At 47.3% G+C, this 25,593-nt stretch carries 17 protein-coding genes; 12 read left to right on the top strand and 5 right to left on the bottom strand.

The features are described from left to right. Positions 1 to 20: 20 nt before the first annotated feature. Positions 21 to 794, top strand: coding sequence for an NIPSNAP family protein (locus NCI00_RS04165; RefSeq protein WP_253525320.1), 774 nt, complete (start codon positions 21 to 23; stop codon positions 792 to 794). Positions 795 to 907: 113 nt separating this feature from the next. Here the strand turns inward: NCI00_RS04165 and NCI00_RS04160 are convergent, their stop codons facing one another. Next, the gene (locus NCI00_RS04160; protein WP_253525317.1) at positions 908 to 3,031 is read right to left on the bottom strand and encodes an outer membrane protein assembly factor BamB family protein; all 2,124 of its coding nucleotides are present in this window, start codon (positions 3,029 to 3,031) and stop codon (positions 908 to 910) included. Positions 3,032 to 3,318: 287 nt separating this feature from the next. On the opposite strand from NCI00_RS04160, the gene NCI00_RS04155 reads away from it, so the two are divergent. Next, positions 3,319 to 5,562 carry a tetratricopeptide repeat protein gene (locus tag NCI00_RS04155; protein WP_253525314.1) on the top strand — a complete coding sequence of 748 codons (2,244 nt, stop codon included), beginning with the start codon at positions 3,319 to 3,321 and terminating at the stop codon, positions 5,560 to 5,562. 3 nt (positions 5,563 to 5,565) lie between these two features. On the opposite strand, the gene NCI00_RS29490 is transcribed toward NCI00_RS04155, so the two are convergent. Both NCI00_RS29490 and NCI00_RS04145 read right to left on the bottom strand, forming a co-directional pair. Continuing rightward, a complete protein-coding gene (locus NCI00_RS29490; RefSeq protein ID WP_253525312.1) occupies positions 5,566 to 6,312 on the bottom strand; it encodes an energy transducer TonB in 747 nt (248 codons plus the stop codon). Between the two features lie 52 nt (positions 6,313 to 6,364). Continuing rightward, the gene (locus NCI00_RS04145) at positions 6,365 to 7,780 is read right to left on the bottom strand and encodes an aldehyde dehydrogenase family protein (RefSeq protein ID WP_253525310.1); all 1,416 of its coding nucleotides are present in this window, start codon (positions 7,778 to 7,780) and stop codon (positions 6,365 to 6,367) included. Between the two features lie 202 nt (positions 7,781 to 7,982). On the opposite strand from NCI00_RS04145, the gene NCI00_RS04140 reads away from it, so the two are divergent. Beyond that, entirely contained in the window at positions 7,983 to 8,987 is a 1,005-nt protein-coding gene (locus NCI00_RS04140; protein WP_253525308.1) for a helix-turn-helix transcriptional regulator, read from the top strand. Between the two features lie 90 nt (positions 8,988 to 9,077). Then, entirely contained in the window at positions 9,078 to 9,881 is an 804-nt protein-coding gene (locus tag NCI00_RS04135; protein ID WP_253525307.1) for an SDR family oxidoreductase, read from the top strand. Positions 9,882 to 9,888: 7 nt separating this feature from the next. Here NCI00_RS04135 and NCI00_RS04130 read toward each other — a convergent pair whose 3' ends face one another. Together NCI00_RS04130 and pckA are read right to left on the bottom strand one after the other, a co-directional pair. Next, positions 9,889 to 10,779, bottom strand: coding sequence for a S1 family peptidase (locus NCI00_RS04130; RefSeq protein ID WP_253525305.1), 891 nt, complete (start codon positions 10,777 to 10,779; stop codon positions 9,889 to 9,891). Positions 10,780 to 10,974: 195 nt separating this feature from the next. Beyond that, a complete protein-coding gene (gene pckA, locus NCI00_RS04125; protein WP_374758831.1) occupies positions 10,975 to 12,585 on the bottom strand; it encodes a phosphoenolpyruvate carboxykinase (ATP) in 1,611 nt (536 codons plus the stop codon). Between the two features lie 373 nt (positions 12,586 to 12,958). On the opposite strand from pckA, the gene NCI00_RS04120 reads away from it, so the two are divergent. From NCI00_RS04120 to NCI00_RS04085, 8 genes are all read left to right on the top strand, one after another. Next, positions 12,959 to 13,303, top strand: coding sequence for a hypothetical protein (locus tag NCI00_RS04120; protein ID WP_253525303.1), 345 nt, complete (start codon positions 12,959 to 12,961; stop codon positions 13,301 to 13,303). 114 nt (positions 13,304 to 13,417) lie between these two features. Then, complete coding sequence (locus NCI00_RS04115; protein WP_253525301.1) at positions 13,418 to 14,539, top strand: efflux RND transporter periplasmic adaptor subunit; 1,122 nt, start codon at positions 13,418 to 13,420, stop codon at positions 14,537 to 14,539. Between the two features lie 45 nt (positions 14,540 to 14,584). Beyond that, positions 14,585 to 17,737 carry an efflux RND transporter permease subunit gene (locus tag NCI00_RS04110; protein ID WP_253525298.1) on the top strand — a complete coding sequence of 1,051 codons (3,153 nt, stop codon included), beginning with the start codon at positions 14,585 to 14,587 and terminating at the stop codon, positions 17,735 to 17,737. After that, entirely contained in the window at positions 17,730 to 19,181 is a 1,452-nt protein-coding gene (locus NCI00_RS04105; RefSeq protein WP_253525295.1) for a TolC family protein, read from the top strand. Before NCI00_RS04110 ends, NCI00_RS04105 begins: the two co-directional genes overlap by 8 nt. 156 nt (positions 19,182 to 19,337) lie before the next feature. Beyond that, positions 19,338 to 20,807, top strand: a complete 1,470-nt coding sequence (locus tag NCI00_RS04100) for a peptide MFS transporter (RefSeq protein ID WP_166557075.1) — start codon at positions 19,338 to 19,340, stop codon at positions 20,805 to 20,807. A gap of 4 nt (positions 20,808 to 20,811) precedes the next feature. Beyond that, a complete protein-coding gene (locus NCI00_RS04095; RefSeq protein WP_253525292.1) occupies positions 20,812 to 21,390 on the top strand; it encodes a 5-formyltetrahydrofolate cyclo-ligase in 579 nt (192 codons plus the stop codon). A 331-nt stretch (positions 21,391 to 21,721) separates the two neighbouring features. Next, complete coding sequence (locus tag NCI00_RS04090; protein WP_114067153.1) at positions 21,722 to 22,732, top strand: aspartate-semialdehyde dehydrogenase; 1,011 nt, start codon at positions 21,722 to 21,724, stop codon at positions 22,730 to 22,732. Between the two features lie 183 nt (positions 22,733 to 22,915). Next, on the top strand, positions 22,916 to 25,468 hold the full coding sequence (locus NCI00_RS04085; RefSeq protein WP_253525289.1) for a M1 family metallopeptidase: 2,553 nt from the start codon (positions 22,916 to 22,918) through the stop codon (positions 25,466 to 25,468). The last annotated feature ends 125 nt before the right edge of the window (positions 25,469 to 25,593 follow it).

The following is a 25,593-nucleotide window of genomic DNA, read 5'->3' as shown; positions in this document are numbered from 1 at the left end:
CAATAACCTATCACATACAAATGAAAAGAAGAAAGTTTATGGCGGCCTCCTCCCTGCTTGGGCTCGGGGCCGTTTCGCCAAAATTAGCTGCACAATCAGTTAAAAAAAACGATAAAGAAGTCTACGAATTGCGGTCGTACGAGACAAAAATGGGTGGCATGGGCCGTTTGGAAGCCTACATACAAACCGCCTTGATGCCCGCCCTCAACCGAATGGGAGCGAGTAAAGTAGGGGTGTTTAAGGAAATGAGCAAGGACGACCCCGCCAAATTGCACGTGCTGATTGCTTACGCTACGCAGGAGCAATATTTCCAAATCCACGATCAACTGAAAACCGATGCCGACTACCTCAGCGCCGCCGATGCCTACCTAAAAACCCCCGTCGATAAAGCTACTTTTGACCGGATGGGCAGTTCATTGATGGTTGCCTTTGACGGGATGCCCAAGTTGGCTACGCCTGTCAAAGAGCCGCGAATCATGGAACTCAGAACCTACGAAAGCTACAACGAAGACGCCGCCCGTCGCAAAATCAAGATGTTTAACGAAGGAGAAATTGCTATTTTTAACAAAGTCAAACTCAACATTGTCTTCTTTGGCGAAGTCCTTATCGGGCCGCGTATGCCGTGTCTGACCTATATGCTGACCTTTAAAAACATGGAAGAGCGCAACGCCAACTGGGCACAATTTAGCGCTGACCCTGACTGGAAGCAGCTTTCGCAAGCGCCCGAATACGCCAATACAGTTTCTAGAATTGCGCGTATCTTTCTGGAACCTACGGCCTATTCGCAGATTTAAGACCAATAGGGAGGAACACGGAATACGGAGGAACGGAAAACGGGTGGTTTTGCAAGCGTTAGCTGCAAAACCACCCGTTTTGTATTAATTTTCTTGACAAAAAAATGTATAATCTACGGCAAAGCAAACGCTACGTAACTGTCGCCTTTGGGCGTGCCTAGCTTGGTACCACCGCAGGCAATGACCACGTACTGTTTTCCGTTGGCCTGATAGGTGCTTGGCGTGGCAAAACCCGCCGCTGGGAGTTTAGTTTCAAACAACAGTTGTCCCGTTTTTTTGTTGAACGCTCTGAACATCCCGTCTTTGGTGGCGGCAATAAACAACACACCACCCGCCGTAATGACTGGGCCGCCGTAATTTTCGCAACCCGTCGGGGCTATTCCTTTGGCCGTTAGTTCTTTAAACTCTCCTAATGTGATTTTCCAGGCGTATTCACCCGTATTGAGGTTGATGGCGCTCAACTGCCCCCACGGTGGATTGATGCCGGGGTAGCCGTCTTTATCCAAAAATTTATTGTAACCAGTGGTTTTGTAAGGCACGCTCGAAAACTTGTCTTCAACTGCCGCGCTACCCGCTTCTTTTTTCTCTTCCCCAAACAAAAAGGCAATCAGCGCGTCTTTTTCGGTGGGTTTCAGGTACGAAAATCCCGGCATCATTCCTTTTCCATTGCTGACCAGTGTGTGAATGTAGGCCCGGTCGCGACGGGTATTAATGCCTACCAACGACGGATACCCACTCTTTGGATTCCCCTTGCGGTCGGCACCGTGGCAGGCAGTACAGTACTGCACGTAGGCGCGTTCGCCCGTGGGAAGCATCGCCAACTTATCCATTTTGGGCTTGTCCACAATCGTCATAATCCAAGGCATTTCATTCGAATTTACGTACAATATGCCCGTTTCGGGGTCGTAGCCTGCTCCGCCCCATTCCCCGCCGCCGTCGTAGCCGGGAAAAATCAACGTTCCTTCTTTGCTTGGTTGCTCAAACTGATTGCGATGACGTACACTGCGAAGCGTAGCGGCCAATTCATCTCGATTGGCGGCGAATGGATTAATTTCGTCCATCGTCAGTGTTTGCCGCGAAAAAGGCGCCGGTTTGAGCGGTACGGGCTGGGTAGGCCAAGGTTTTTCGCCAGGCACTCCATTGGTAGGTACGGGAATTTCTTTGATGGGAAAGAGCGATTTTCCCGTCACTCGGTCAAAGACAAACACAAAACCTGACTTGGTAATCTGCGCCACGGCATCAATCTTTTTCCCGTCTCGATTGACCGTCACGAGCGTGGGAGCCGAAGGTAAATCCCGGTCCCATACGTCGTGGTGCACAAATTGAAAATGCCACAGTCGCTTGCCAGTAGCGGCATCGAGTGCCAACAAACAATTGGCAAACAGGTTTTGCCCGGGCCGATTGCCGCCGTAGAAGTCATACCCTGCCGAGCCAGTAGGCACAAAAAGAATACCCCGGTCGCGGTCTACGGCCATGCCAGCCCAGTTGTTGGCCGCGCCCACATCTTCATTTTTGTAGTTATTTTTCCCCCAAGTTTCGTAGCCCACTTCGCCGGGATGCGGAATGGTCCGGAAGGTCCAAGCCAGTTTGCCAGTGCGAACGTTAAAAGCCCGAATATGGCCCGGAGCCGCATCTGGGCCTTCTGACAGGCGTACGGGCATGATAATCAAATCTTTAAAAATAGTGCCGGGGGTGTTAGAGCAGATAAATTTATCTTTGGCCGAGGCAGGTAGCCCATTGTGTAAGTCCATCCGACCGTTTTCACCGAAAGATTCAATGGGTTTTCCTGTTTTTGCTTCCAGTGCGTAGAGCCACTGCCCCGCGCTGAAAAAGATACGTTTGTCGTTGCCATCTTCCCAGTAGGTCACGCCCCGATTGGTATTAAACCATTGTGGGTCTTTGGAGTCTTTGTATTTCCAAAGTTCTTTTCCCGTGGCGGCATCCAGCGCAAATACTTGTACTGAGGCGGTTGTACCGTACAAGACGCCATCGACCATGATGGGATTGCACTGAATTTGCCCCGTAGTATCCCCTGAATGATACTCCCACGCGACCTGTAAATTTTTGACGTTTTCGGTCGTAATTTGGGTGAGGCTCGAATAATGCGTACGTTCTGGTCCACCCAAAAATTCACTCCAGCCCGTGTATCGGTTTTTATCGTCGGAGCCAGAATACCACGCCGAAACGATAAGGGCCGCGCTGGCAATCGTGATTTTAGACAAAGAACTTAATTTCATAGAGAACAATTTTTAACTGACTCTATAAGCACCATTTGGCGATTTTTTCACGTAATAAATCTGTAAAAGACGATTGCCAAATAATAAAAGCTGGCAATATTCTTCAGGGCGGATGTTTGTTTTGTAAGCCTTAACTGGTATTTTTACCAACAGTCTCTGTACCATTATTTTTTTTGGTATATAATTTCTCCCTTCCAAACTCAATATTTTGTTTTAAGAAAAGTAGTCTAAATGGCACGGTTCGTGTGAAAGATTGTATTGAGAGCTACCCAAAATATTGGTTTGTTATGACTATAAAAGGGCTTTTTTTAGGGTTTTTCTTGTTGGTACTGTCTTCGGTACTGCCTGCATTGGCAATGGAAGTTGACTCAACCGACACGAATATCTCTGTACCTTTAAGGTCTGCTCTTGGAAAAAAAAATATCCCCCGCCGTAGCCCAGCTTCTATCCCCATCAAAGCGCCGAAAATGACGGATAAACGCTTCCGACAGCTCAATAATGCGGGTATTCAACAGGCTTATCAACTTAAACTTCAGACGTCCCAATCACTCTTCATGCAAGCGCAGGAACATTCCTCCGCCAATGATACCTTATTGTACAATCTCTCACTCATAACGGGTTTGCTAAAAAACTACAATGATGCATTAGAAATAATGACACAAACGGGCGTAGGGCGTAGGTATCTGCACAATAAAGGCGTTTGGGAAGCCCAAAATGGAGAAATCAATAAAAGCTTGGCTACTTGGGCGTTGGCCCAACCGACCGACACGCTATTGTTCAACATGGCCTTGGCCGAGTACCGTCTCAATAATCTATCGGGAGCGCAGGAGCACACCAAACGGATTGGATTTGCCAAAGCCGCCGAATTTCACGAACTGTACGCCAACATTTTTTTTCGGTTGGGTGATTACAAAAATGCCGAAAAACTCTACGAAAAAGCCGAGAAATTTACCCTTAAAACGGGTCGAAGAGCTACGGGGCCGAGGCTACTGGTTCAGCGCGGGAACACCCACCTTGCCCAGCAAGAATATGAGCAGGCGGAGGTGTTGTACCGTGAATATTTAGAATTAAAAGACCCTTATTATCGTTTTGCTGCCCATTTGGGGCTCGGCCATGCGCTGTATCGACAGCGAAAATACCAGCTTGCCGTGTTGGAATACGATGCGGCTTGCCGCCACAATGAATCATCGGCAGAAGCGTGGTTGAGCCTCGGCAATGCGTACGTGGGCACCAACGGCCAACGACAAGCACAAAAGGCTTTTGAACGCGCCCTCGACTTGGACTCAACCCAAAAAAGTGCTTGGCTGGGACTAGGAATGGTCAATTATCGGCTGCGAAATTTTGGGGAAGCGGTCTGCTGTTTTGAGCAAGCAGGCGAGATTCTGAATGTAAAAAACCGTAACCACGCTGATTTTTTTGCGGCCCGCGCTTTTTGCCGTTTGTACACCGAACAATCAAAACTCGCCAAAGACGATGTACAAACCGCCGTTCGGCTCGCGGGCAATGGGCTGCTTCCGTGTTTGGCCATGAGCGAATATTTACGCATTGAGGGATATTTTCTCTCCTCGCTAAAATGGCTCGAAAAAGCCATTAGAGCTAACGATGAAGTAAGCGTAAGGATGCTCGTAAATCGGGGGAATATTTACCTCAAATGCCGCCAATACGACGATGCGATGGATGACTTTTCGCAGGCGCACCGCATGGATCCGAGCAATGTAAATGCGAGCAATGGCTTGGCGATATCGCTCCTAAACAAAGATGAAATCGACCGCGCAAAAGTATTGTATGACAGTCTACTACGGCAACGAAAACTCGCCATGCTCTACAACAATCGAGGCATTGTTCAGTCGTATATGTCGTTACGGGAGCGTCATGAGCGCAACCACAAAGATGAGGCCAAATTTTCAACGCTGTCGATGCAGGACTTTGATAAAGCGCTAGAAGTTGACTCCACCAAAAGACCGTACTATGTCAATATCGGCAATGTGTACAAAAATCGGAATGAAGAAACCCCCGCCATTGAGAATTATCAACGCTACCTGAGCCCCAACGCCATCAGTAACATGGGCGTGCTGTTTGCGAAAGAAGCCAGGCGGGATTTTTCGGGGCATTACCTCGACATTGCCATCAGTTACGACACCGCCAACGTCATTTATCTCTACAACCGCGCCAAACTGTACCACGACCACTTTAAGGATGTGTTTGTGCGTCGCGCTGATTTGAAACAGGCCTTTAAGCTCATGCCCACCAACGACATCAGCCTCAAATACAGCCCAGACGGATTTGTGACGATTTTTTTGTTTGATTACGATTTTGAAACTTATCACTTTCCCGGCGACCCGCTTTTTGACGTACAGGCGCAGCCCCTTGATGATTTTGCGTTTTTGCCCTCCATGGATTTTATCCCAATGGACGGCGGCGGGGATGTCTTTAAAAAAGGAAAAGGAGGGTATTTAGTCACGAAGAACCAAATTCGCTTCCGGCCCGCTTCGCGCAGGAGCCGAGGCAAGACAAGCTGCCCGAAGATGTAAAGCTCACCGAACAATCCCTCCAAAATTGAAGCTGACCGGTACAAGACAAATACTTTTGACTGGTTTTCCATCTTTAATGGCTGGCAGCCAATCGGTCAGTAGTAAACTTACCCGCAATGCCTCCGCATCACAGTCTTTATTGAGCGGCTTGACCACTTTGTGCGCTGACGCTTTCCCATCTTCATCCACCGTCAACGATACCAATACCCGTCCCGAAATACCTTTTTTGACGGCAGCTATGGGGTATTTGATATTTTTAGTCAGGATTTCAGCAAATGCTGAACTCCCCCCAATGAGGGTTGCCACAAACTCTATGTTGGTTTGGATTGTATCAGCTCCCATAATCACCCATCCTATTTTAGTGGTACTGTCATCAATTGTTTCCAACAGTCGGCGGGCGGTAAAATCATACACTTGCTCTTTCTGCTTTTTGAAATTAAAAAAACTCCAAGGGCCCACACGTTGATTATTCTGGTAGTTTCCCTGTTCACGAATTGCTCCCGTTTGCGGATAGAACTTGGTCCAGACACTGTCTTTTTGGTTGTTTTTGTAAAAACCCGTCTCCAGTATTTTTTTATTGACCAAACGAACGTAGGAGCCGTGCCGAATTTTTTTATCCGATTTAAAGACCTGATATTCTTCTATTTCTTCCGTAAAGGGATTGGAAGTCAGGGTCTTTTTGACCGTTTTCAATTCCTGCGCCACTGCCGACAAAGAGATACACAGTATCAAAAGAAGGACTGTTTTCACGGGCTTGAATTTTCATTTAATGTAATACAAGTCTATGTACAAACGTAAGCATCTAAAAATACTTCACAAATAAATCCATAATTTTTCTGACATTGGCCGTGTAAGGCGGGTACAGAAACTTCATGGTGCCAAATTGACGTTTAGACACGCCCCGCAGGTTGCTGAATTCCTGAAAACCAAAATACCCGTTTGACTTCCCAATGCCACTGTTGTTGACCCCGCCGAAGGGCAACTCCGCATTGCCGAACTGAATCATCACGTCGTTGATGACTGTATCGCCCGCCGTAGTGTTGTTCAGGAAATAATCAATGTTTTTTGAATCCGTACTGTGAATGTAGAGCGCAAGCGGTTTTTCTTTGCCATTCACGTACGCAATTACCTCTTCTTTGTTTTGATAAGTCAACACGGGTAACAGCGGGCCAAAGATTTCGTCTTGCATGATTTTCATCTCGTCGCCGACGTTGGTTAGCAAAGTAGGCTCCACGTAGTTTTGCTCGGCCAGCGTTTTTCCGCCCACCACCACCGAGGCTCCTTTAGCGATGGCATCGTCCAGATAGCCTTTCAGGCGGTTGAAGTGCCGATTGTTGACTATGCGCGCATAACTGTCTGATTTTTCCGCGCCTTCACTGTACATTTTTTGGAGTGCAGCCCGATACGAAGTGATGAACTCGTCTTTTTTGGAAGCATGAATCATCACATAATCTACCGCGATGCAGGTTTGACCATTGTTCAGGCCTTTGCTCCAAGCCGTCATTTCGGCGGCTTTTTGGATGTCGGCGGTCTCGTCAATGATATTGGGGGATTTTCCTCCCAACTCCAGCGTCACGGATGCTAGATGGTCGGCGGCGGCTCGCATGACTATTTTGCCGATTGTGGGCGCGCCCGTAAAGAAAATATGATTGAAAGGCAGTTTCAGTAGCTCGGTGGCCACCTCGGCATCTCCCTCAAAAACGGTAACTTCTTCTTCGGCAAACAAATCGTTAATCATTTTTTTGAGAAAACGTGAAGTATGGGGCGTAAGCTCTGAAGGCTTCAGCATGGCTACGTTGCCTGCCGCAATGGCCGAAATGAGGGGTTTGATGGCCAATGCCAACGGATAATTCCAGGGTGAAATAATCAACACATTGCCTTTGGGCTCGTGTTTGATGTAATTGGAAGTACCTATCATGCCCAATGGCGTAGGAACGCGTTGGGGTTTCATCCAGTTTTTTAGGTTTTTGCGGGCAAATTTTATCTCTGACGTAATCGTATAGACCTCTCCCAATAGCACTTCTACGGCAGGTTTGCGAAAATCGTCATACATCGCTTTCTCTACGTCGGGCAGGTGGGCCATGAGGTAATCCAGCAGTACTTTTAGTTTTTCGGCCCGCTCATCTGCGTTTGTTAATGCCACGTTGACGGCATTTTTACGTTGGGCGTCAAAAACGCGTTGTAGGTCACGGGTTAAGGTTGATTCAGCGACTGACATATTGGAATACGTTAATTATTAATGAGTTATAAAAAATAAAGTTGTTCGTTCTGCCTCAATTTCTACCCTGACACTTTTAACCTGTGTCTAACTTTTATTTTATTATTTCTCCTCAAAAATACAATTTTCAAGGAGATTGTAGATGTATTTTTAGTAAAACTGAAAATTCCCTACTTTTACTAAAATTTTTATCAAAATTGCCATGAGTATTGTCAGTGATAATATGAAATACCTGCGCAAACTACACGGAATGACGCAGGACCAGTTTGCCCGTCGGTTGGGTATTAAGCGGGCTTCGGTAGGGGCGTATGAGGAGCAGCGCGCCAATCCCAACATTGATGTGTTGAAGTTGATGTCAAAACTCTTCAATGTATCGGTGGACGATTTGCTAAAAAAAGACCTGCGCAAAATCCGTGAAACCCCCAATTTACTCCCGATAGACAAGCCCGCCGTTAGCCCACTTGTGTCGGAGCCTAAAGTAGGGGTAGAACCACAGACATTATCCAGCATTTTTGAACAATACTATACACCTCCTGCGGCCGTTCCTCGTCCGCAATCCATTCCTGCGCCGCCGTCTGTGCCAGTTGCTTCGGTAATTGAGCCGCCCAAACCCGTTGCTCCAGTTCAGCCGCCGTCTCCCGCGTATCAGCCGCCTGCTTTCAATAACCAATACGACAACAGCAACGGGGCTACGATGGTACAAATGCCAACCGCCGAGTACGAAAAAACATCGCCTCAGCTGATTCCTTACGTGCGCCAAAGCCAGTGGAAGGAGTACATTGAGAAGCACAACAACAGCGATTTTATCAAACGTTTGCCCGTTTTTCAGTGGCCGCTCCTGCCAAACGGCGCATACCGGGCCTTTGAAGCGGGAGATGATTTTACCTATCCCAACGCTTTTTTGATTGGGCAATTTATCGGAAACTGGTACGACATTGCCGACGGTAAAACCTATTTATTGGTGGCCCGAAATCTGGGCGTAGTGTGTCGTAGGGTCTATAATCAGGTCAAAATCAAGGGGACACTCTTGCTTAGTTCCGACAAAAATACCATTCCAACCTTCGAAGTTCCACTGAAAGATGTATTAGAAGTGTGGGAAATTAAAGCGTTTTTTAGTACGGTTTTGCCCGAGCCTACCGTATCTTTGGATCACCTTAGGCATCTGGTCAATCAAATGCAGGAAGAGTTAAATCAAATTAAAAAGTAAGGCAGTTAACTGGTATCCGTTAAAGATTGAACGTCATAAAAGACGTATTAAAACCTTTAACTAATTAACGGTTAACGATATACCCAAAAAATGTCTAAAGTTATTTTAATTACGGGTGCTTCTACCGGAATTGGCCGTGCTACGGCCGAATATTTAACGCAGTTGGGGCATCGCGTGTACGGCACCAGCCGAAAACCTTTTACCGAAATCGTTCCATTTCAAACCCTCCTGCTGGATGTGAATGATGAGACTTCCATTCAGGCGGCCATCGCGCAACTGCTCCAACGTGAAGAGCGCCTCGACGTGCTCATCAACAACGCAGGGCTGGGAATCATCGGGGCACTGGAAGAAACCCCCGATGCGCTCATTGAACAGGTTTTTAATACCAATGTTTATGGTCTGCTCCGGATGTGCCGCGCGGCGCTTCCGGTCATGAGGCTCCAAGGCAATGGGCTGATTATCAACGTGGCATCTATTGCGGGGCGAATGGGATTGCCCTTTCGGGGTATTTATAGCGCCAGCAAAGCCGCCGTCGAAATCCTGACCGAAACACTCAACATCGAATTGAAACCCTTTGGCATTCGGGCGTGCAGTATTTTACCGGGCGACGTCCGTACCAACATCAACGCCGCCCGCCTTGTGGCCATGCCCTCGCCAGCGTCACCTTATCGTTCCTTCGTCGAAACCATGAATAACATTGTCAACGACGAAGTGAGCAAGGCCGAAGACCCGCTTTACATCGCCAAAATCATTGAGCAGGCCATCAATAGTTCTTCGCCAAAAATCCACTACATCGCAGGGCCATTTTTGCAGCGGTTTTCACTCTGGCTCAAACGTTTTTTGCCGAGCCGATTCTTTGAATACCTGCTCCGAGGAAATTATGGTTTAAAATAAAAACACCTTATTTTTTCTGGTAAAACTTCACTCCGTGCTGACGCAAAAAATCCTTAATGATGGTTCCGCTGATGCACACTCCCACGTGCAAAAAAGGGTGATTAGATACTTTGGCGCGTTGCGTACCAATCCATACGTCGCGGTTGACCATGTCAAAACCCAAATGAAGATGCCGCGTTGATTGCTGCATTCCGTACACCACTCCGTCAGAATCAAACATGGGCCCGCCACTTTGACCTACCAGCCCAGGCGTACTCATTTCAATGGCGTAGGCTTGGCCCGTCTCGTCGCCGATGAAGCGCGTCACGATACCGTCGATAGGAAAGGCGGGCGTTACGTGCGGTGCCGCACCCGTCCACTCAATATCATCAAGGTCGGCGTTGTACCGAAAATTGTTAAATTCTGAAAAAGGATACCCCAAACGACAAAGTGTTTTGCCGGGTTTTACGGCCTGGGCATCCGACAGAAATTCAGCAGGGCGACCGTAGTATGATTTACCGTTGGTGCGAAAACGCAAAAGGGCCAAGTCGTATTTTTGGTGATAGGTTACGTCGATATGGGTCAGACTGTCAAAGCAATTGATGAAGTCCAGTTTTTGGGTAATGATTGTACCCAAAGCCATGCCGTGTTTTTGTTCGAGTCGTTTTTGGTGCAGGCGTAGCTGAGGGTCGCGCTGATACTTGCGCAATTCGGCCGCAAACTGCGTATAGTTTTGCTGAATCGCCGCTGCGTTGACAATAATCTCGGCCACGTGCCGACACGTAACGGCATAGCCGTTTTCGTTGACAAAAAACATCGTTGCCGCCCCGGGCAAAATGTCGGATTGGTGATACAAACGGGTAATGATGTGAATAGGTCGGGTAAACTCGCTGACGCGCTCAATGGCTTCGACAAACATTCTTGAAGGGTTGGTTAGATTTTTGCGAAAGTTCCGCAACTTTTGGGAAGATTAATAGCAATTCCTGTACCAGAAAAAAAAAGGTGGAAATTGAAAGTCGGGCAACCGCCATCAAAGTGCTTAATTTCAGGGTTTTTTATACAAAAAAAGCCCACAGATGGCTCCGTGGGCTAAACAAAAATCAATGAGTACTCCTTAGCCAATCGGGCCACCAGCTAAAATCTGCGGACTGGCAAAATCTTCGTATCTACTGAAATTATCCCTGAACAAACCCGCCAAATGCAATGCCATGTGGTCGTAAGCTTCGGGGTCTTCCCACGTATTGCGCGGATGCAACAGCTCACTTGGCACATTCGGGCACGAGTCGGGCATTTCGATGCCAAAAATCGGATGTTTTGTATAACTCACTTGGTCTAAATCACCGTTGAGGGCCGCCGTAATCATGGCCCGGGTGTAAGACAGTTTCATTCGACTGCCCACGCCGTAGCCTCCTCCCGACCAGCCAGTGTTAATCAACCATACATTCACTTGGTGTTGGTTGATTTTTTTGCCCAACAAATCTGCGTAGCGCGTAGGATGCAACGGCAAAAATGCGGCTCCAAAGCAGGCCGAAAACGTAGCCTGAGGCTCTTTTACGCCCATTTCGGTGCCTGCTACTTTGGCCGTGTAGCCCGAAATAAAATGGTACATGGCCTGTCCAGCGGTCAATCGGGAAATCGGAGGTAAAACGCCAAAGGCATCCGCGGCCAAGAAGAAAATGTTTTGGGGAGCATCACCGCGCGAAGGACGCATGATGTTGGGAATATAATGGATGGGATACGCCGTCCGGGTATTTTGCGTCACCGACCGGTCGGCATAGTTGATGGTACGCTGACCTTCCACAAAACGGGTGTTTTCAACAATCGTTCCGAAGCGAATGGCGTCGTAAATCTCGGGTTCTTTTTCGCGGGTCAGGTCCACCACTTTTGCGTAGCACCCTCCTTCAAAATTAAACACAGTTTCGTCGGCCCAACCGTGCTCATCGTCACCAATGAGGGACCGATTCGGGTCGGCCGAAAGGGTCGTTTTCCCCGTTCCCGACAGCCCGAAGAAAATCGCCGTGTCACCTTTCTTGCCCACGTTGGCTGAGCAGTGCATGGAAAGCACTCCCCTTTCGTGGGGTAATTTGAAGTTGAGCACCGAAAAAATCCCTTTTTTCATTTCGCCCGCGTAGCCCGTTCCACCAATCAGAATGATGTTTTTGCTGAGATTTAGAATGGCAAAATTTTCGCTGCGGGTGCCATCAGTGAGCGGGTCGGCCTGAAATTCGGGAATATTGATAATGGTAAAATCAGTGTTGGGGCTTAGCAGGGCCTGCTCTTCGGGGCGCATAAACAGGTTGTAGCAAAACAGGTTATGCCAAGCCCACGTATTGACCACCGTGATACCGAGGCGGTAGTTGTCATGAGCACAAGCATGGGCCTGACGTACGTACACGGTCTTGTCCTCCAAATAATCCAACATTTTGCGGTGCAGTGCGTCAAATTTTTGGGCATCAAAAGGAATGTTTATGTCACTCCACCAAACGGCCTGAAGGGTTTTATCATCGCTTACAATGTAGCGGTCGTTTGGTGAACGCCCAGTAAATTTTCCGGTATCAACCATCAACGCGCCCGTATCGGCCAACACGCCTTCGCCGTTGAGAATGGCGTGTTCAACCAACGCCGCTGGGGGTAAATTAAAATTGAATTTTTTAACCTGTCCCAGTCCTAACAGGTTTTGTACCATGTCTTTTTTGACTTCAGCATTGTCCATTAAAGCATTCATGAGCATTATTGTTTGAGGAAGTGTACGTCATTTTGCGACTTCACAAAGTTAGCAACGAACCCAAATTACAAAAATATTCATCGGTGATTTTTGTAATTTATTTTGCTAATTTGGTATTGCTCCAACAACCTACTGGTTTAATCTGGTGGTAGGAATGATTTGAATCAGACTTTATAAATTTTCGGGGATATAAAACCCAATTTTTGGCTAATACTCTTAATCACCAAACTTTATAACGTAGTGTTTTTGGATTTTTTTAACATAATGTGCGTGATAACAAACCTTTTATCTATATATTTGTCTTACAAATATGAAACCATTGGAAGGCAGACATATCATCAGAAGGTTCATTTGCTGGGTATTACTTTTGCAAATGATTCATGTATCTATGGATACTGTCAGTCCGACGGGTTTTTCTGAGAGAGGTTTTTTCTATCAGGCAAGTTCTACTTCTCACCAAGCCAACAGCCTATTTGAATGGCTTGCTGGCAATATTTTCAATCCTTCGATTTTCCATCAGGACGTTCCTGTCAATGATAAAAATGAGGAAAGCAGCTTTTTAGAAGAATTCAGTATTTGTCTTATTTGGCCACCGCTTGATTTGGAATTTATCCAGCGCGGAAACCCTGAGGGGCTTTCACGCAATTTTGGTCATTATTTAGACAACTTCGTACCGCATTACAGTGAGCCTAATTCACCCCCACCGAATCAGGCTTAATTTTACACTTTAGTTCAAAGTGCTTCTTTTCCGTTAAATGCCGAACATCTGCCGTTATGGGTGTTCAGTACGTTCTTTTATATTATCCATTTCTGTTTAATAACCATTATTACAATGAGGAAACCATTCGTATGTTTAACGATTGTGGGTATGTCTATGATGGCATGTTCCACGCCCGACCAAGGAACCCAAACCACCCGCGAGAAATTTCAAGTTACCCAACCCGTGGCGATTGATACGGTGTATAATCAGGACTATGTATCTGATATCCACTCCATAAAAAACGTTGAAATCCGCGCCCGGGTCAAAGGATACATCGAAAGTATCCACGTCGACGAAGGTAAAAGTGTCAGAAAGGGGCAAGTGCTCTTTCGTATCAGCAACCAAGAATATAAAGGCGCGCTCTTGCACGCAACGGCGGGCTTAAAAAGCGCCATTGCCGAGGCAAAAACGGCCGAACTAGACCTGCAAAACGTCAAAAAGTTGGTCGATAAAAATGTAGTTTCCAAAACCGAACTAGACATGGCCAAAGCCAAGTTGGACGCGCTACTGGCCCGCGTGGAGGAAGCCGAATCTGAAGAACAAAGTGCCCGGCTTAAGCTATCGTACTCTGAAATAAAAGCCCCTTTTGACGGTATCATTGACCGTATCCCCAATAAAATAGGTAGTTTGATTGACGAAGGCACGCTGTTGACTACCATCTCCGACAACAACGAAGTATATGCTTATTTCAACGTGTCGGAAAAAGAATACCTAGAATTTGCCTCTGGCAACAAAGAGGAAACCAACCGCAATGAAGTCTCGCTCATTTTAGCCAACAACGAAGAGCATTTGCACAAAGGCTACGTCGAAACCATCGAAGGAGAATTTGACAACGCTACGGGTAGCATTGCTTTCCGGGCGCGTTTTGCCAATCCAGAGCGAATCCTCAAGCACGGCTCCAGCGGCAAAGTCCGCATCCTAAAAAAGGTCAATCAGGCCTTGGTGATTCCCCAAAAATCTACGTTTGAAATTCAGGATAAAGTATACGTCTATGTGCTTGACAGTCAGAACAAAGTGCAGATGCGCAGTTTTGTTCCGAAGTTGCGCATTCCGCACTTATACATCCTCGAATCGGGCTTGAGCAAGAATGATAAAATCATTTATGAAGGCATTCAGGATATGAAAGTAGGGATGCAGGTTGAGCCCCAAATGGTTCCTTTAAGGCAGATTATCGCGCAATTGGAGCAGCAATAACTGGTCTGTTTATTCAATGTTGTCTCACCCTAAAGGAATTTTAGCATGTTTAACACATTCATTCACAGGCCCGTCCTGTCTATTGTTATTTCTTTGATTATTACGTTGCTGGGGCTTTTGGCCATGACCCAATTGCCCGTGACCCAGTACCCCGACATTGCCCCTCCTGCCGTGACGGTAACTACCAAATACACGGGAGCAAACGCGGAAGCCTGTTCTAAGGCCGTGGTAACGCCGCTCGAACGGGCCATCAATGGAGTGCCGGGTATGACCTACATGACGTCAGTTTCGGGCAACGACGGTACCAGTATTATTCAGGTCTATTTCAAAGTTGGAACCGACCCCGATTTGGCCTCCGTAAACGTTCAAACGCGGGTAGCGACGGTGCTCGACGAATTGCCCGAGGAGGTAATCAAAGCGGGGGTTTCGACCGAAAAAGAGGTCAACAGTATGTTGATGTACATTAACCTCTTGAGCGAAGATACCACCGCTAACGAAGAGTTTTTGTACAACTTTGCCGACATCAACGTCGTAGCTGAGTTAAAGCGCGTCGACGGGGTGGGTTTTGCCAACATCATGGGGCAACGGGAGTACTCCATGCGCGTGTGGCTCAAACCCGACCGCATGACGGTCTATAACGTCTCCGCCGACGATGTCATCACGGCGCTCCGCAACCAAAACGTAGAAGCGGCCCCCGGAAAAATCGGGGAAAGCTCGGGGCGAAAGTCGCAGTCGTTGCAGTACGTACTTCGCTATACGGGGAAATTTACTGACCAAACACAATACGAGAATATCATCATTAAGGCCAATCCCAGCGGCGATATTTTACGCCTCAAAGACATTGCCGATATTGAATTTGGTTCGTTGAATTATAACGTGTTGTCGAAAGAAAACGGGCGTCCTTCGGCGGCGATTTTGCTTAAACAACGCCCCGGCTCCAACGCGAGTCAAGTGATTGCCAACGTGAAAGCCAAAATGACGGAATTGCAGAAGTCATTTCCGCCAGGCATGAAATACACCATTAGCTACGATGTATCGCGCTTTTTGGATGCCTCCATCCACGAAGTAATCAAAACCTTGATTGAAGCCTTTATTTTGGTGGCGTTGGTGGTGTTTATCTTCCTTCAAGACTTCCGTTCTACGTTGATTCCCGCCTTGGCGGTGCCCGTCTCGCTCATTGGTACGTTTTTCTTTATGCAGATGTTCGGGTTTTCAATCAACCTCCTTACGCTGTTTGCCTTGGTATTGGCCATCGGGATTGTGGTCGACAACGCCATTGTTGTTGTCGAAGCCGTTCACGCCAAAATGGAAGAAAAAGGCCTCAACGCCAAAGAAGCTACCATTGAAGCCATGAATGAAATCAGCGGGGCCATTGTGGCCATTACCTTCGTTATGACGGCCGTATTTGTGCCCGTAGCTTTCATGGACGGCCCGTCGGGGGTTTTCTACCGTCAGTTCTCGATTACGATGGCCATTTCGATTGTGATTTCGGGGGTCAACGCCCTTACGCTCACGCCTGCGCTCTGTGCCATCATGCTCAAAAGCCACCACGGACAAAAAGCCACGTTGCTCACTCGTTTCTTTGATGGCTTCAATAATTGGTACAACGGCGTGTCAGACCGTTATAAATCGCTTATCAATGCCATTGCCAATCGCCGCGTGGTAACATTCGCGATGCTCGTTTTCTTCATTGCGGCTACGTGGGGTACTAACCTGTTTTTGCCTTCGGGCTTTATCCCAACGGAAGACCAAGGAACGATTTATGCCAATATCACGACTCCTTCGGGGGCTACCCTCGAACGGACCGAGGCCGTAGTGGACGAAATTGAAAAAGTGAGCCTAAAACTCGACGCCGTTGAATCTATTTCGACTTTGTCGGGCTTTAGTTTGATGACCGACGGAGCGGGGGCATCGTTTGGGATGGGGATGATGAACCTTAAACCTTGGGAAAACCGTAAAGAATCGGTTGACGATGTCATTGCGTTGCTATCCGAAAAAACCAAACACATCAAAGACGCTGACATTCAGTTTTTTCCTCCTCCTGCCGTACCCGGTTACGGAAACGCCAGTGGGTTTGAGTTTCGTCTTCAAGACCGTACGGGAAGTGGTAACTTGCAGGCGATGGAAAAAGTCACAAAGTCGTTTATTGAAGAACTCAACAAACGCCCCGAAGTGGTCAATGCCTTTACGAGTTATGATGCGAGTTTTCCGCAGTATTTGATTCACGTTGACAACGAAAAAGCCGCCCAAAAAGGCGTTTCAGTGGACAACGCCATGAACAACCTGCAATCGCTTATCGGTAGTTTTTACGCCACCAATTTCATTCGTTTTGGGCAAATGTACAAGGTCATGGTTCAGGCATCGCCCGAGTACCGTATGCAGCCCGACGACCTGCTCAAATTGTACGTCAAAAATACCGAAGGCGAAATGGTGCCTTATTCGGCTTTTGTCAGAATGGAGCGAGTATATGGCCCCGAACAGCTTACACGCTACAATATGTTTACGGCGGCCATGATCAACGGAGATGCCGCTCCGGGCTTCAGTAGTGGCGATGCCATCAAAGCCATTCAAGAGGTGGCGGCTCAAAAGCTACCCAAGGGCTACACGTACGAGTGGTCGGGTATGACGCGCGACGAAATCCTGTCGGGCGACCAAGCCATTTATATTTTCATCATCTGTTTGGTGTTTGTGTATTTGCTACTTGCGGCCCAATACGAAAGCTTTTTGTTGCCGCTACCAGTGCTTTTGTCGCTGCCTACGGGGATATTTGGGGCGTTTTTCTTCTTGGCTATTTTAGGATTGCAAAACAACATTTACGCGCAGGTAGCGCTGGTAATGCTGATTGGATTGCTGGGAAAAAATGCCATTCTGATTGTAGAATTTGCCATTCTCAAACGCGACGAAGGCATGAAACCTTTGCAAGCGGCCATCGAAGGGGCAGCGTCTCGTTTGCGACCCATTTTGATGACCTCCTTTGCTTTTATAGCAGGGCTAATCCCACTCATGATGGCTTCGGGAGCGGGCGCAATTGGTAACCGTACCATCGGAACCGCCGCCGCTGGAGGGATGCTTTTCGGAACCATCTTCGGGGTAATCATCATCCCAGGGTTGTACGTCATTTTTGCAACCCTTTCCGAGCGTTTTTCCACCCCCAAGAAAAAGAAAGAGATCTACTTAAATCAGGAAATTGATGCGTAACCTACCCTATAAATATAAAACCACCGTTGTTGTTTCAGCCCTGTTTGTATTACTTACAGGCTGTAAATTATTAAAAACGCCAGAACAACTTCCCACGCTCAAACCCATGCCTGAAGCATATCCGGTTGCGCAAAAAGAGGGAAATTCGGCCGATATTCATTGGAGAAATTATTTCTCAGACACGACGCTCACGGCGCTGATTGATACCGCCTTGCAAAACAACATTGACGTGCGCATCGCATTCCAGCGCATCGAAATGGGCCGGGCGCAGGTAGAGCAAGCCAAAGGATTGACGCTCCCTTTTGTATCGGGGGGCGGTTCGACGGGACAACGGCGGTTTGGGAAATACACCATGGATGGAATTGGAAATTACGACACCAACTTCTCCGATAATATTTCCGAGAACCAGAGAATTCCCGAATACCTACCCGATTTTACCGTTGGTTTGCAAAGTTCTTGGGAGATTGACATTTGGGGGAAATTGCGCACGCGTAAGGAAGCAGCCTTGGCGCGCTATTTATCGACGGTCGAAGGTCGTAATTTTGTGCTCACCAACCTTGTGGCCGACATTGCGCTGTTGTATTATGAACTGCTGGCGTTTGAGAATGAATTAGACCTCATTCGAGAAACCATCACCTTGCAAAACAATGAGTTGAGTATCATCCAAATTCAGAAAGATGCGGGACGCGCCAACGAATTGGCCGTAAAGCAGTTTGAAGCGCAAGTGCTTAATTCTAAAAGTATTGAAGTGGAAGTATCCCAACGTATTGTAGAAATAGAAAACCGAATCAACTTCCTGCTAGGGCGCTATCCGCAGCCCATACGCCGAAACAAATCGCGGTTTACGACTCCTTTGCCAGGTCTGGTCAGGGCGGGCGTACCAGCAGAGTTGCTCAAAAATCGGCCCGATGTGAAGCAGGCAGAATACGAATTAACGGCCACTAAAGCCAATGTATTCATTGCCAAAGCCGCCTTTTATCCGTCGCTAAACGTGACTGGGGTGTTGGGCTTGCAGTCGTTTCGTCCTGAGTTTTTAATCACACCGCAATCTATTGCGTACAACATCATTGGTGGTCTGACGGCCCCGTTGTTCAATAAAAGTGCGCTGAAAGCCGAACTCAAAACCGCACGCGCGGCGCAGGTGGAAGCGCTCTACAATTACCAGCGGAGTATGTTGAACGGCTATTTTGAAGTGTATAACCAACTTGTTCTTATCAATAATTTGGAGAAACTGCACGCCCTTAAAACCTCGGAAGCCGATGTGTTGACAAAATCTATCCAGACGGCTTCCGAATTATTTTCAACGGGTCGCGCTACGTATTTGGAAGTTATTTTGAACCGTAAAAATGCGCTACAATCCAGAATAGAGCTGATTGACGTTCGCAAGCGGCAATATTACTCCCTCATTCACCTATATCGGTCTTTAGGGGGAGGCTGGAAATAAGCAACTTATCGGCCAAAATTCAACAAATAGGGCTTTTTTTATATTTTTGTGGTGACCGACAGAGTTAAACATTTCAAATGTACTTTGTTCGGTTACCACAAATCATTTATTGACGTTTATAACCTATTCATTTCAACAAGCTAAACCAACCGTTTTATGACTGAAAAAACAGTATTTGGACACCCGAAAGGCTTATTTGTATTATTCTTTACCGAAATGTGGGAACGTTTTTCCTACTACGGAATGCGGGCCATCCTCCTGCTTTTTTTACTGGATAAAACCAGCGGAGGAATGGGGCTCAATGAAGGAGAAGGCGGGGCCATTTATGGATTATACACATTTTCAGTTTATCTCCTGTCGCTGCCAGGCGGTTGGTTGGCCGACAATATTTTAGGACAGCGTAAAGCCATTTGGTACGGTGGTATCGCCATCATGCTCGGCCACATTGTGCTGGCGTTTCCTTCTTCCGAAGCGGTATTTTTTACGGGTTTGGGATTGGTAGCCATCGGAACGGGTTTATTGAAACCAAACATCAGCTCGATTGTGAGTGAGCTTTACCCAGGGGGCGGCGCCATCAGAGATGCCGCTTTTTCCATTTTTTATATGGGTATCAACTTGGGGTCTTTTTTGGGCATCACCATTGTGGGCTATTTAGGCCAGAAAATAGGCTGGCATTACGGCTTTGGGGCCGCTGCCGTAGCGATGTTTTTGGGCTTGGTAGTGTACCGTATTTTTGCCGAACCCTACCTGCAAGACAAGGGAATGCATCCTAAAGTCTCTGAAGTGAAAAAGGGTGACGAAAAAATCAACCCGCTTTCTTGGGTGTTGGCGGCCCTTTTGGTGGCGTTTGTGCTCATTTTGCAATTCAACGGTACGTTTTCGTGGAGCAGCAAATCAGGCGTGGCTACGTCTATGGGCATCATTGCGGTGGCTATTGTGATTATTTATTTTGCCAACCTACTGTTTGCTTCCGACCTTTCCAAAATCGAAATGAAGCGCATCGTGATTCTGTTTATTTTGTTTTGGGGAGCCGTACTATTTTGGGCGGGATTTGAACAACAAGGTTCGTCGCTCCAAATTTTTGCTGACCGCTATTCAGACCTTCCCTTCGGGATGCCTTCCAGTTGGTTCCAAAATTTTAATCCTTTCTATATTTTGGTTTTTGCCCCCGTTTTGGGCGGATTATGGGTGTTTTTGGAAAAGAAAAAGCTGAATCCTCCGTTATTAGTGAAGTTTGCGATTGGCTTATTTTTACTGGGTTTAGGGTACTACATCATGGTTTGGGGTGCTAAAATTGCCCTCACTGGCGTAAAAGCCTCGGCGCTTGTGCTCATTTCAACCTATTTGTTTCATACCTTGGGTGAGCTGTGTTTGAGTCCCGTAGGCTTGAGTGCGTACACTAAATTAGCCCCTAAAAAATACCTTAGTCAACTCATGGGCATCTGGTTTGTGGCGGCGGCTTTGGGCAATTTATTTGCGGGCTTATTTGCGGGCGGCTTCGACGAAGAGAACGTACAGCAAATGCCCGAAATGTTTATGAGCATTGTATGGTTCTGTTTGGCCGTGGGCAGTGTAACGCTTATTCTTCAACGCCCGCTCAAAGATTGGATGGGCGGAATCAAATAATAAGATGAAAAAAAAGGAGCTGCGCAAACTCTTCGGAGAGCGCCGTCAAACATTGACAACCGCAGAGGTGGCCGAGGGAAGTCAGGCCATTGCGCGGCTCTTTTTTTCTTTTTTTGCCATTGAAAACCTCAAGGCCATTCATACTTATCTCCCCATCCGTCGCCAAAATGAGGTAGATACGTTTCCCATTATTTATACAATTCAGGAAAAATACCTTTATAATCAGGTGGTTGTTCCCCGGGCATTGCCCGAAACAAGCGAAATGGAGCATTATCAATGGCTCCCCGACATGAAGCTCCAACTCAACAAATGGGGCATTCTGGAACCCGACCCTACCTGCAATTTGCAGTATGCCGTTACGGGCATTGACTTGGTCATTCTACCACTGATGGCTTTTGACCGCAACGGCTACCGCGTAGGCTACGGCCGTGGTTTTTATGACCGTTTTTTGGTCCAATGCCGCCCCAATGTTATCAAAGTGGGCCTTTCGCTGTTTGACCCTATCCTCAAAATCGACGACATTGATTCCTTTGATGTCCAGATGGATTATTGCATTACCCCTACGCAAATTTGGCAGTGGTAACCTGTAGCTTTGCCTTTCTGCGGCTTGGTGTGATTTATCGGAGAAGCAATTTTTCAAAATCTTGCCCTACTTTTTACCATTTTGACAACCAACAAAGCCCTTTTTTGCAAAAAAGACATTTTTTTCTTGGTAAGTTTTAAAGTTTACCTTTATTTTGCACCCACATTTTTATCGTCACTGTGAACACAAAGAAATCTAAATAGACACGCGGAGCCTGATGGGATATTGACCCCACCATGCCAGCGTGTTTGTCCTGATTCTTAACCTTCACGGTGACGATTTTTTTATGTACCATTGTCAACTTTAATTTAACTCAAACAAAAGCAAACCAATGAAAATCGCAGTAGTAGGCGCTACCGGTTTGGTAGGCAGCGAAATCCTCAAAGTACTCGAAGAGCGCAACTTCCCCGTCACAGAATTGATTCCCGTCGCATCCGAAAGATCGGTAGGTAAACAGGTGACGTTCAAGGGTAAACAATACACCATCGTAAGCTTTGAAGATGCCATTGCTGCAAAACCTGCGATTGCTATCTTCTCGGCAGGCGGCGGCACTTCTTTGGAATTGGCGCCTAAATTTGCGGAAGCGGGCATTACGGTGGTCGATAACTCTTCGGCATGGCGCATGGATCCAACCAAAAAATTGGTTGTTCCCGAAATCAACGCGTACACGCTGACCAAAGAAGATAAAATCATTGCCAACCCCAACTGTTCGACCATTCAGATGGTGGTTGTGTTGAACCCATTGCACAAGCGTTATGGCATCAAGCGCGTGGTGGTTTCGACGTATCAGTCAGTGACTGGAACGGGTAAAGCCGCCGTAGATCAGCTGTTTGCTGAGCGTACAGGCGATACTAGCGTGGCGAAAGTGTACCCGCATCCTATCGACCTCAACGTACTGCCGCACATCGACGTATTTTTGGATAACGGCTACACCAAAGAGGAAATGAAAATGACCAATGAGACCAAGAAAATTATGATGGACGACAACATCGCCGTTACGGCTACGACGGTGCGCATCCCTACCATCGGTGGTCACTCAGAAGCGGTCAATATCGAATTTGAAAATGAGTTTGAACTGAGCGAGATTTATGAAATTTTGGGTCAGGCGGAAGGCGTTGTAATTCAGGATGATCCAAAAAATAAAATCTATCCCATGCCGCTCACGGCGCACGGAAAAGATGAGACGTTTGTCGGTCGTATCCGTCGCGACGAATCGCAACCCAAAACGCTCAATTTGTGGATTGTGGCCGATAACCTCCGCAAAGGAGCCGCCACCAACGCCGTACAAATTGCCGAATATTTGGTAAAACACAATTTGGTAGAAGAAGCTGAATTGGTATAAAAATAACGAATTTTAGGCAGAGGCGTCTGACGGTTTATAACCGTCGGACGCCTTTTTTATTAATTTTATTTCGTGCTTCCCAATAGGTTTCCGAACTTTGCGTTATTTTCATTGCAACCAGCAAACGATTTTGCAGGTATTTTGTTTTGATTATCAAGATTATAAGCACAAAGGTTGAAGCTAATGGTAAAAAATATTTCTATACTTTTCATTTTCCTTTTTGTCACTCATCACTCGTTTGCCAAAGGTTATACTCCCACCGACACCCTTCGTAAAGCGCCCCTCTGGGCGGCCAAAAAAGGACCGTATCGACCTACTCGTGCGCTTAAAAATGATATTCTGCACACCCAGTTGGATATGCGCTTTGACTGGCTCCGTCAGCACGCACTCGGCTCGGCCACTATTACATTTAAGCCTTATTTTTATCCTCAAAAAACGCTGGAATTAGATGCTAAGGGCTTCGATATTAAAGGGATATTTCAGCTTGATACCCTCACGAGGATAGATTCAACGACCAAACAAGTCGTTACAGAATACATCAATGACCCCCTCGAATATACCTACGACAAACGTCTGCTTACCATCAAACTTCGGCGTACCTATAGCCGCTTTGATACGCTGCACGTATTGATTGACTATGTGGCCAAACCCAACGAACTGCCCGTTGGGGTGGCAGGGCCCAAAGGAGATAAAGGGCTTTATTTTATCAATGCCGACGGCATGGACGAAGGCAAACCGCAGCAAATCTGGACGCAGGGCGAAACAGAATATAACTCCTGCTGGATGCCAACGGTCGACAGCCCCAACGAAAAAATGACGCAAGATTTTCGATTGACCGTCGAAAACCGTTTTAAGACCCTTTCAAATGGCAAACTGGTCGAATCTCGCATCAATTCCGACAGTACCCGCACCGACCGCTGGGTGCAGCGCCTCCCGCACGCACCTTATCTGGCGGCGTTTGTGGTGGGAGATTTTGCAGTAGCACGCGATACCGTCCGCCCAGGGTTAGAACTGAGTTATTATGTAGAGCCTCAATACGCTCCTTATGCCAAAGCGATTTTTGGCCGAACGCGCGAAATGATTCAATTTTTTGAGGAAAAATTCGGGGTAGAATTTCAGTGGGAAAAGTACGCCCAAATCGCTGTCCGTGATTTTGTAGCGGGTGCCATGGAAAATACCTCCATGACCGTTCATGCCGAAAATGTACAGAACGATTCGCGTGCCTTGCTCGACGGTAACTCCGACGATGTGATTGCGCACGAACTCATGCACCATTGGTTTGGCAATCTGGTCACCTGCGAATCGTGGGTGCATTTGCCACTTAATGAAGCCTACGCCAACTATTCGGAATACCTCTGGAATGAATACAAAAAAGGCACGGAAGAAGCCGATTTGTGGGGACATGGCGAGTTGCAACAATACCTCGGCGAGTCGGAACAAAAGCAGGAGCCGCTGATTCGGTACAACTACACCGACATGGAAGACATGTTTGACAATCACTCCTACGCCAAAGGCGGGCGGGTGTTGCACATGCTTCGGAAATACGTGGGCGATGAGGCCTTTTTTACGGCTTCTCGCAACTACCTTATCCGTCACGGATACGGAACCGCCGAAATCAATGACCTGCGCGAAGCCTTTGAAGAAGTGACAGGGGAGGACTTAAACTGGTTTTTTAACCAATGGTTTTTATCGCCGGGCCACGCCAACCTCAAGGTAGAAAAAACTTGGAACGATGGAAAAGTAACGCTGAAAGTAAGTCAATTGCAGGATTCGACCTATACGCCCATTTATCGTCTGCCGCTCAAAGTAGATGTGTGGGTAAACGGCCAGAAAAATACCCACGAAATTGTGGTCAACCGGGCGCGTCAAACCTTTGAGTTTCCCGCCGCGCAACGTCCCGATTTGGTGGATTTTGACGTTGAAAAACAACTGTTGGGTGAAGTAGACTACGAAAAAACGAAGCCTGAATTGATTTTTCAGTATGGTCATTGCGACAAATATCTGGCACGCTACGAAGCCATCACGCGATTGGAAGGACAAATGATTGACTCCACCGTGCGCCACGTGATGATGAGCGCTATGAACGATAAATTCTGGAAAATCCGACAATTGGCCATCTCTAATTTCTCCGAATACGACGGGTTGCAATTCAACGAAGTGGAACGCATCATTCAAAGTAAAGCCCGCGTGGATGCCCACCCGCGCGTGCGCATGGAAGCTGTGATTACGTTGGGCTCGTTTGGTGACAACTCCAATGACCCGCTCTTCCGCGAAGCGCTTAACGACAGTTCATACCAAGTAGTTTCGGCGGCCTTGGATGCGTACCTGATTGGCAAACCTGATGACGCCGCCGATGTGGCACTTCGGTTTGAAAACGCCCCTAACAGCGAAATTGTGACCGCCGTGGCCAATTACTACGCTGGCTTGGCCAAACCAGACCAGTACGAGTGGTTCATGCAAAAAATGAGTAAGTTAAAATCGGCTGAAATCTATAATTTCTTGCAGGTTTTCGGTAAATACCTCATTCGCTCCAATGCCGACGTGCAGCGCAAAGCCCTACCTATGCTCGAAACCACGGCCCGCAATCACCCCGCCTATTTTGTGCGGTTCGGGGCCTATCAAGTGCTGGGATTATTGACGGATATCGAAGGGGTAAAAGCCATGCGTAAAGACATCCGCAACGCCGAGCGCGACCCCCAATTGAAGAATATGTACGGACAGGTAGGGGATTTTTGAGAAAATCACTTGAGTATAACCCGCATAAAAATCCCCACTTATGGCTCGCCAAGGTGGGGATTTTTTATTAAACACTGTATTGACCGCAAAATATTTGGTACAGAAGAGTTTCTTGCTTTTGTGGA

Source organism: Runella salmonicolor, from assembly GCF_024158025.1.
GTDB classification, from domain to species: Bacteria; Bacteroidota; Bacteroidia; order Cytophagales; family Spirosomataceae; genus Runella; species Runella salmonicolor.
The sequence above is the reverse complement of the archived record's forward strand: the minus strand, read 5'-3'. Positions and strand labels throughout refer to the sequence as shown.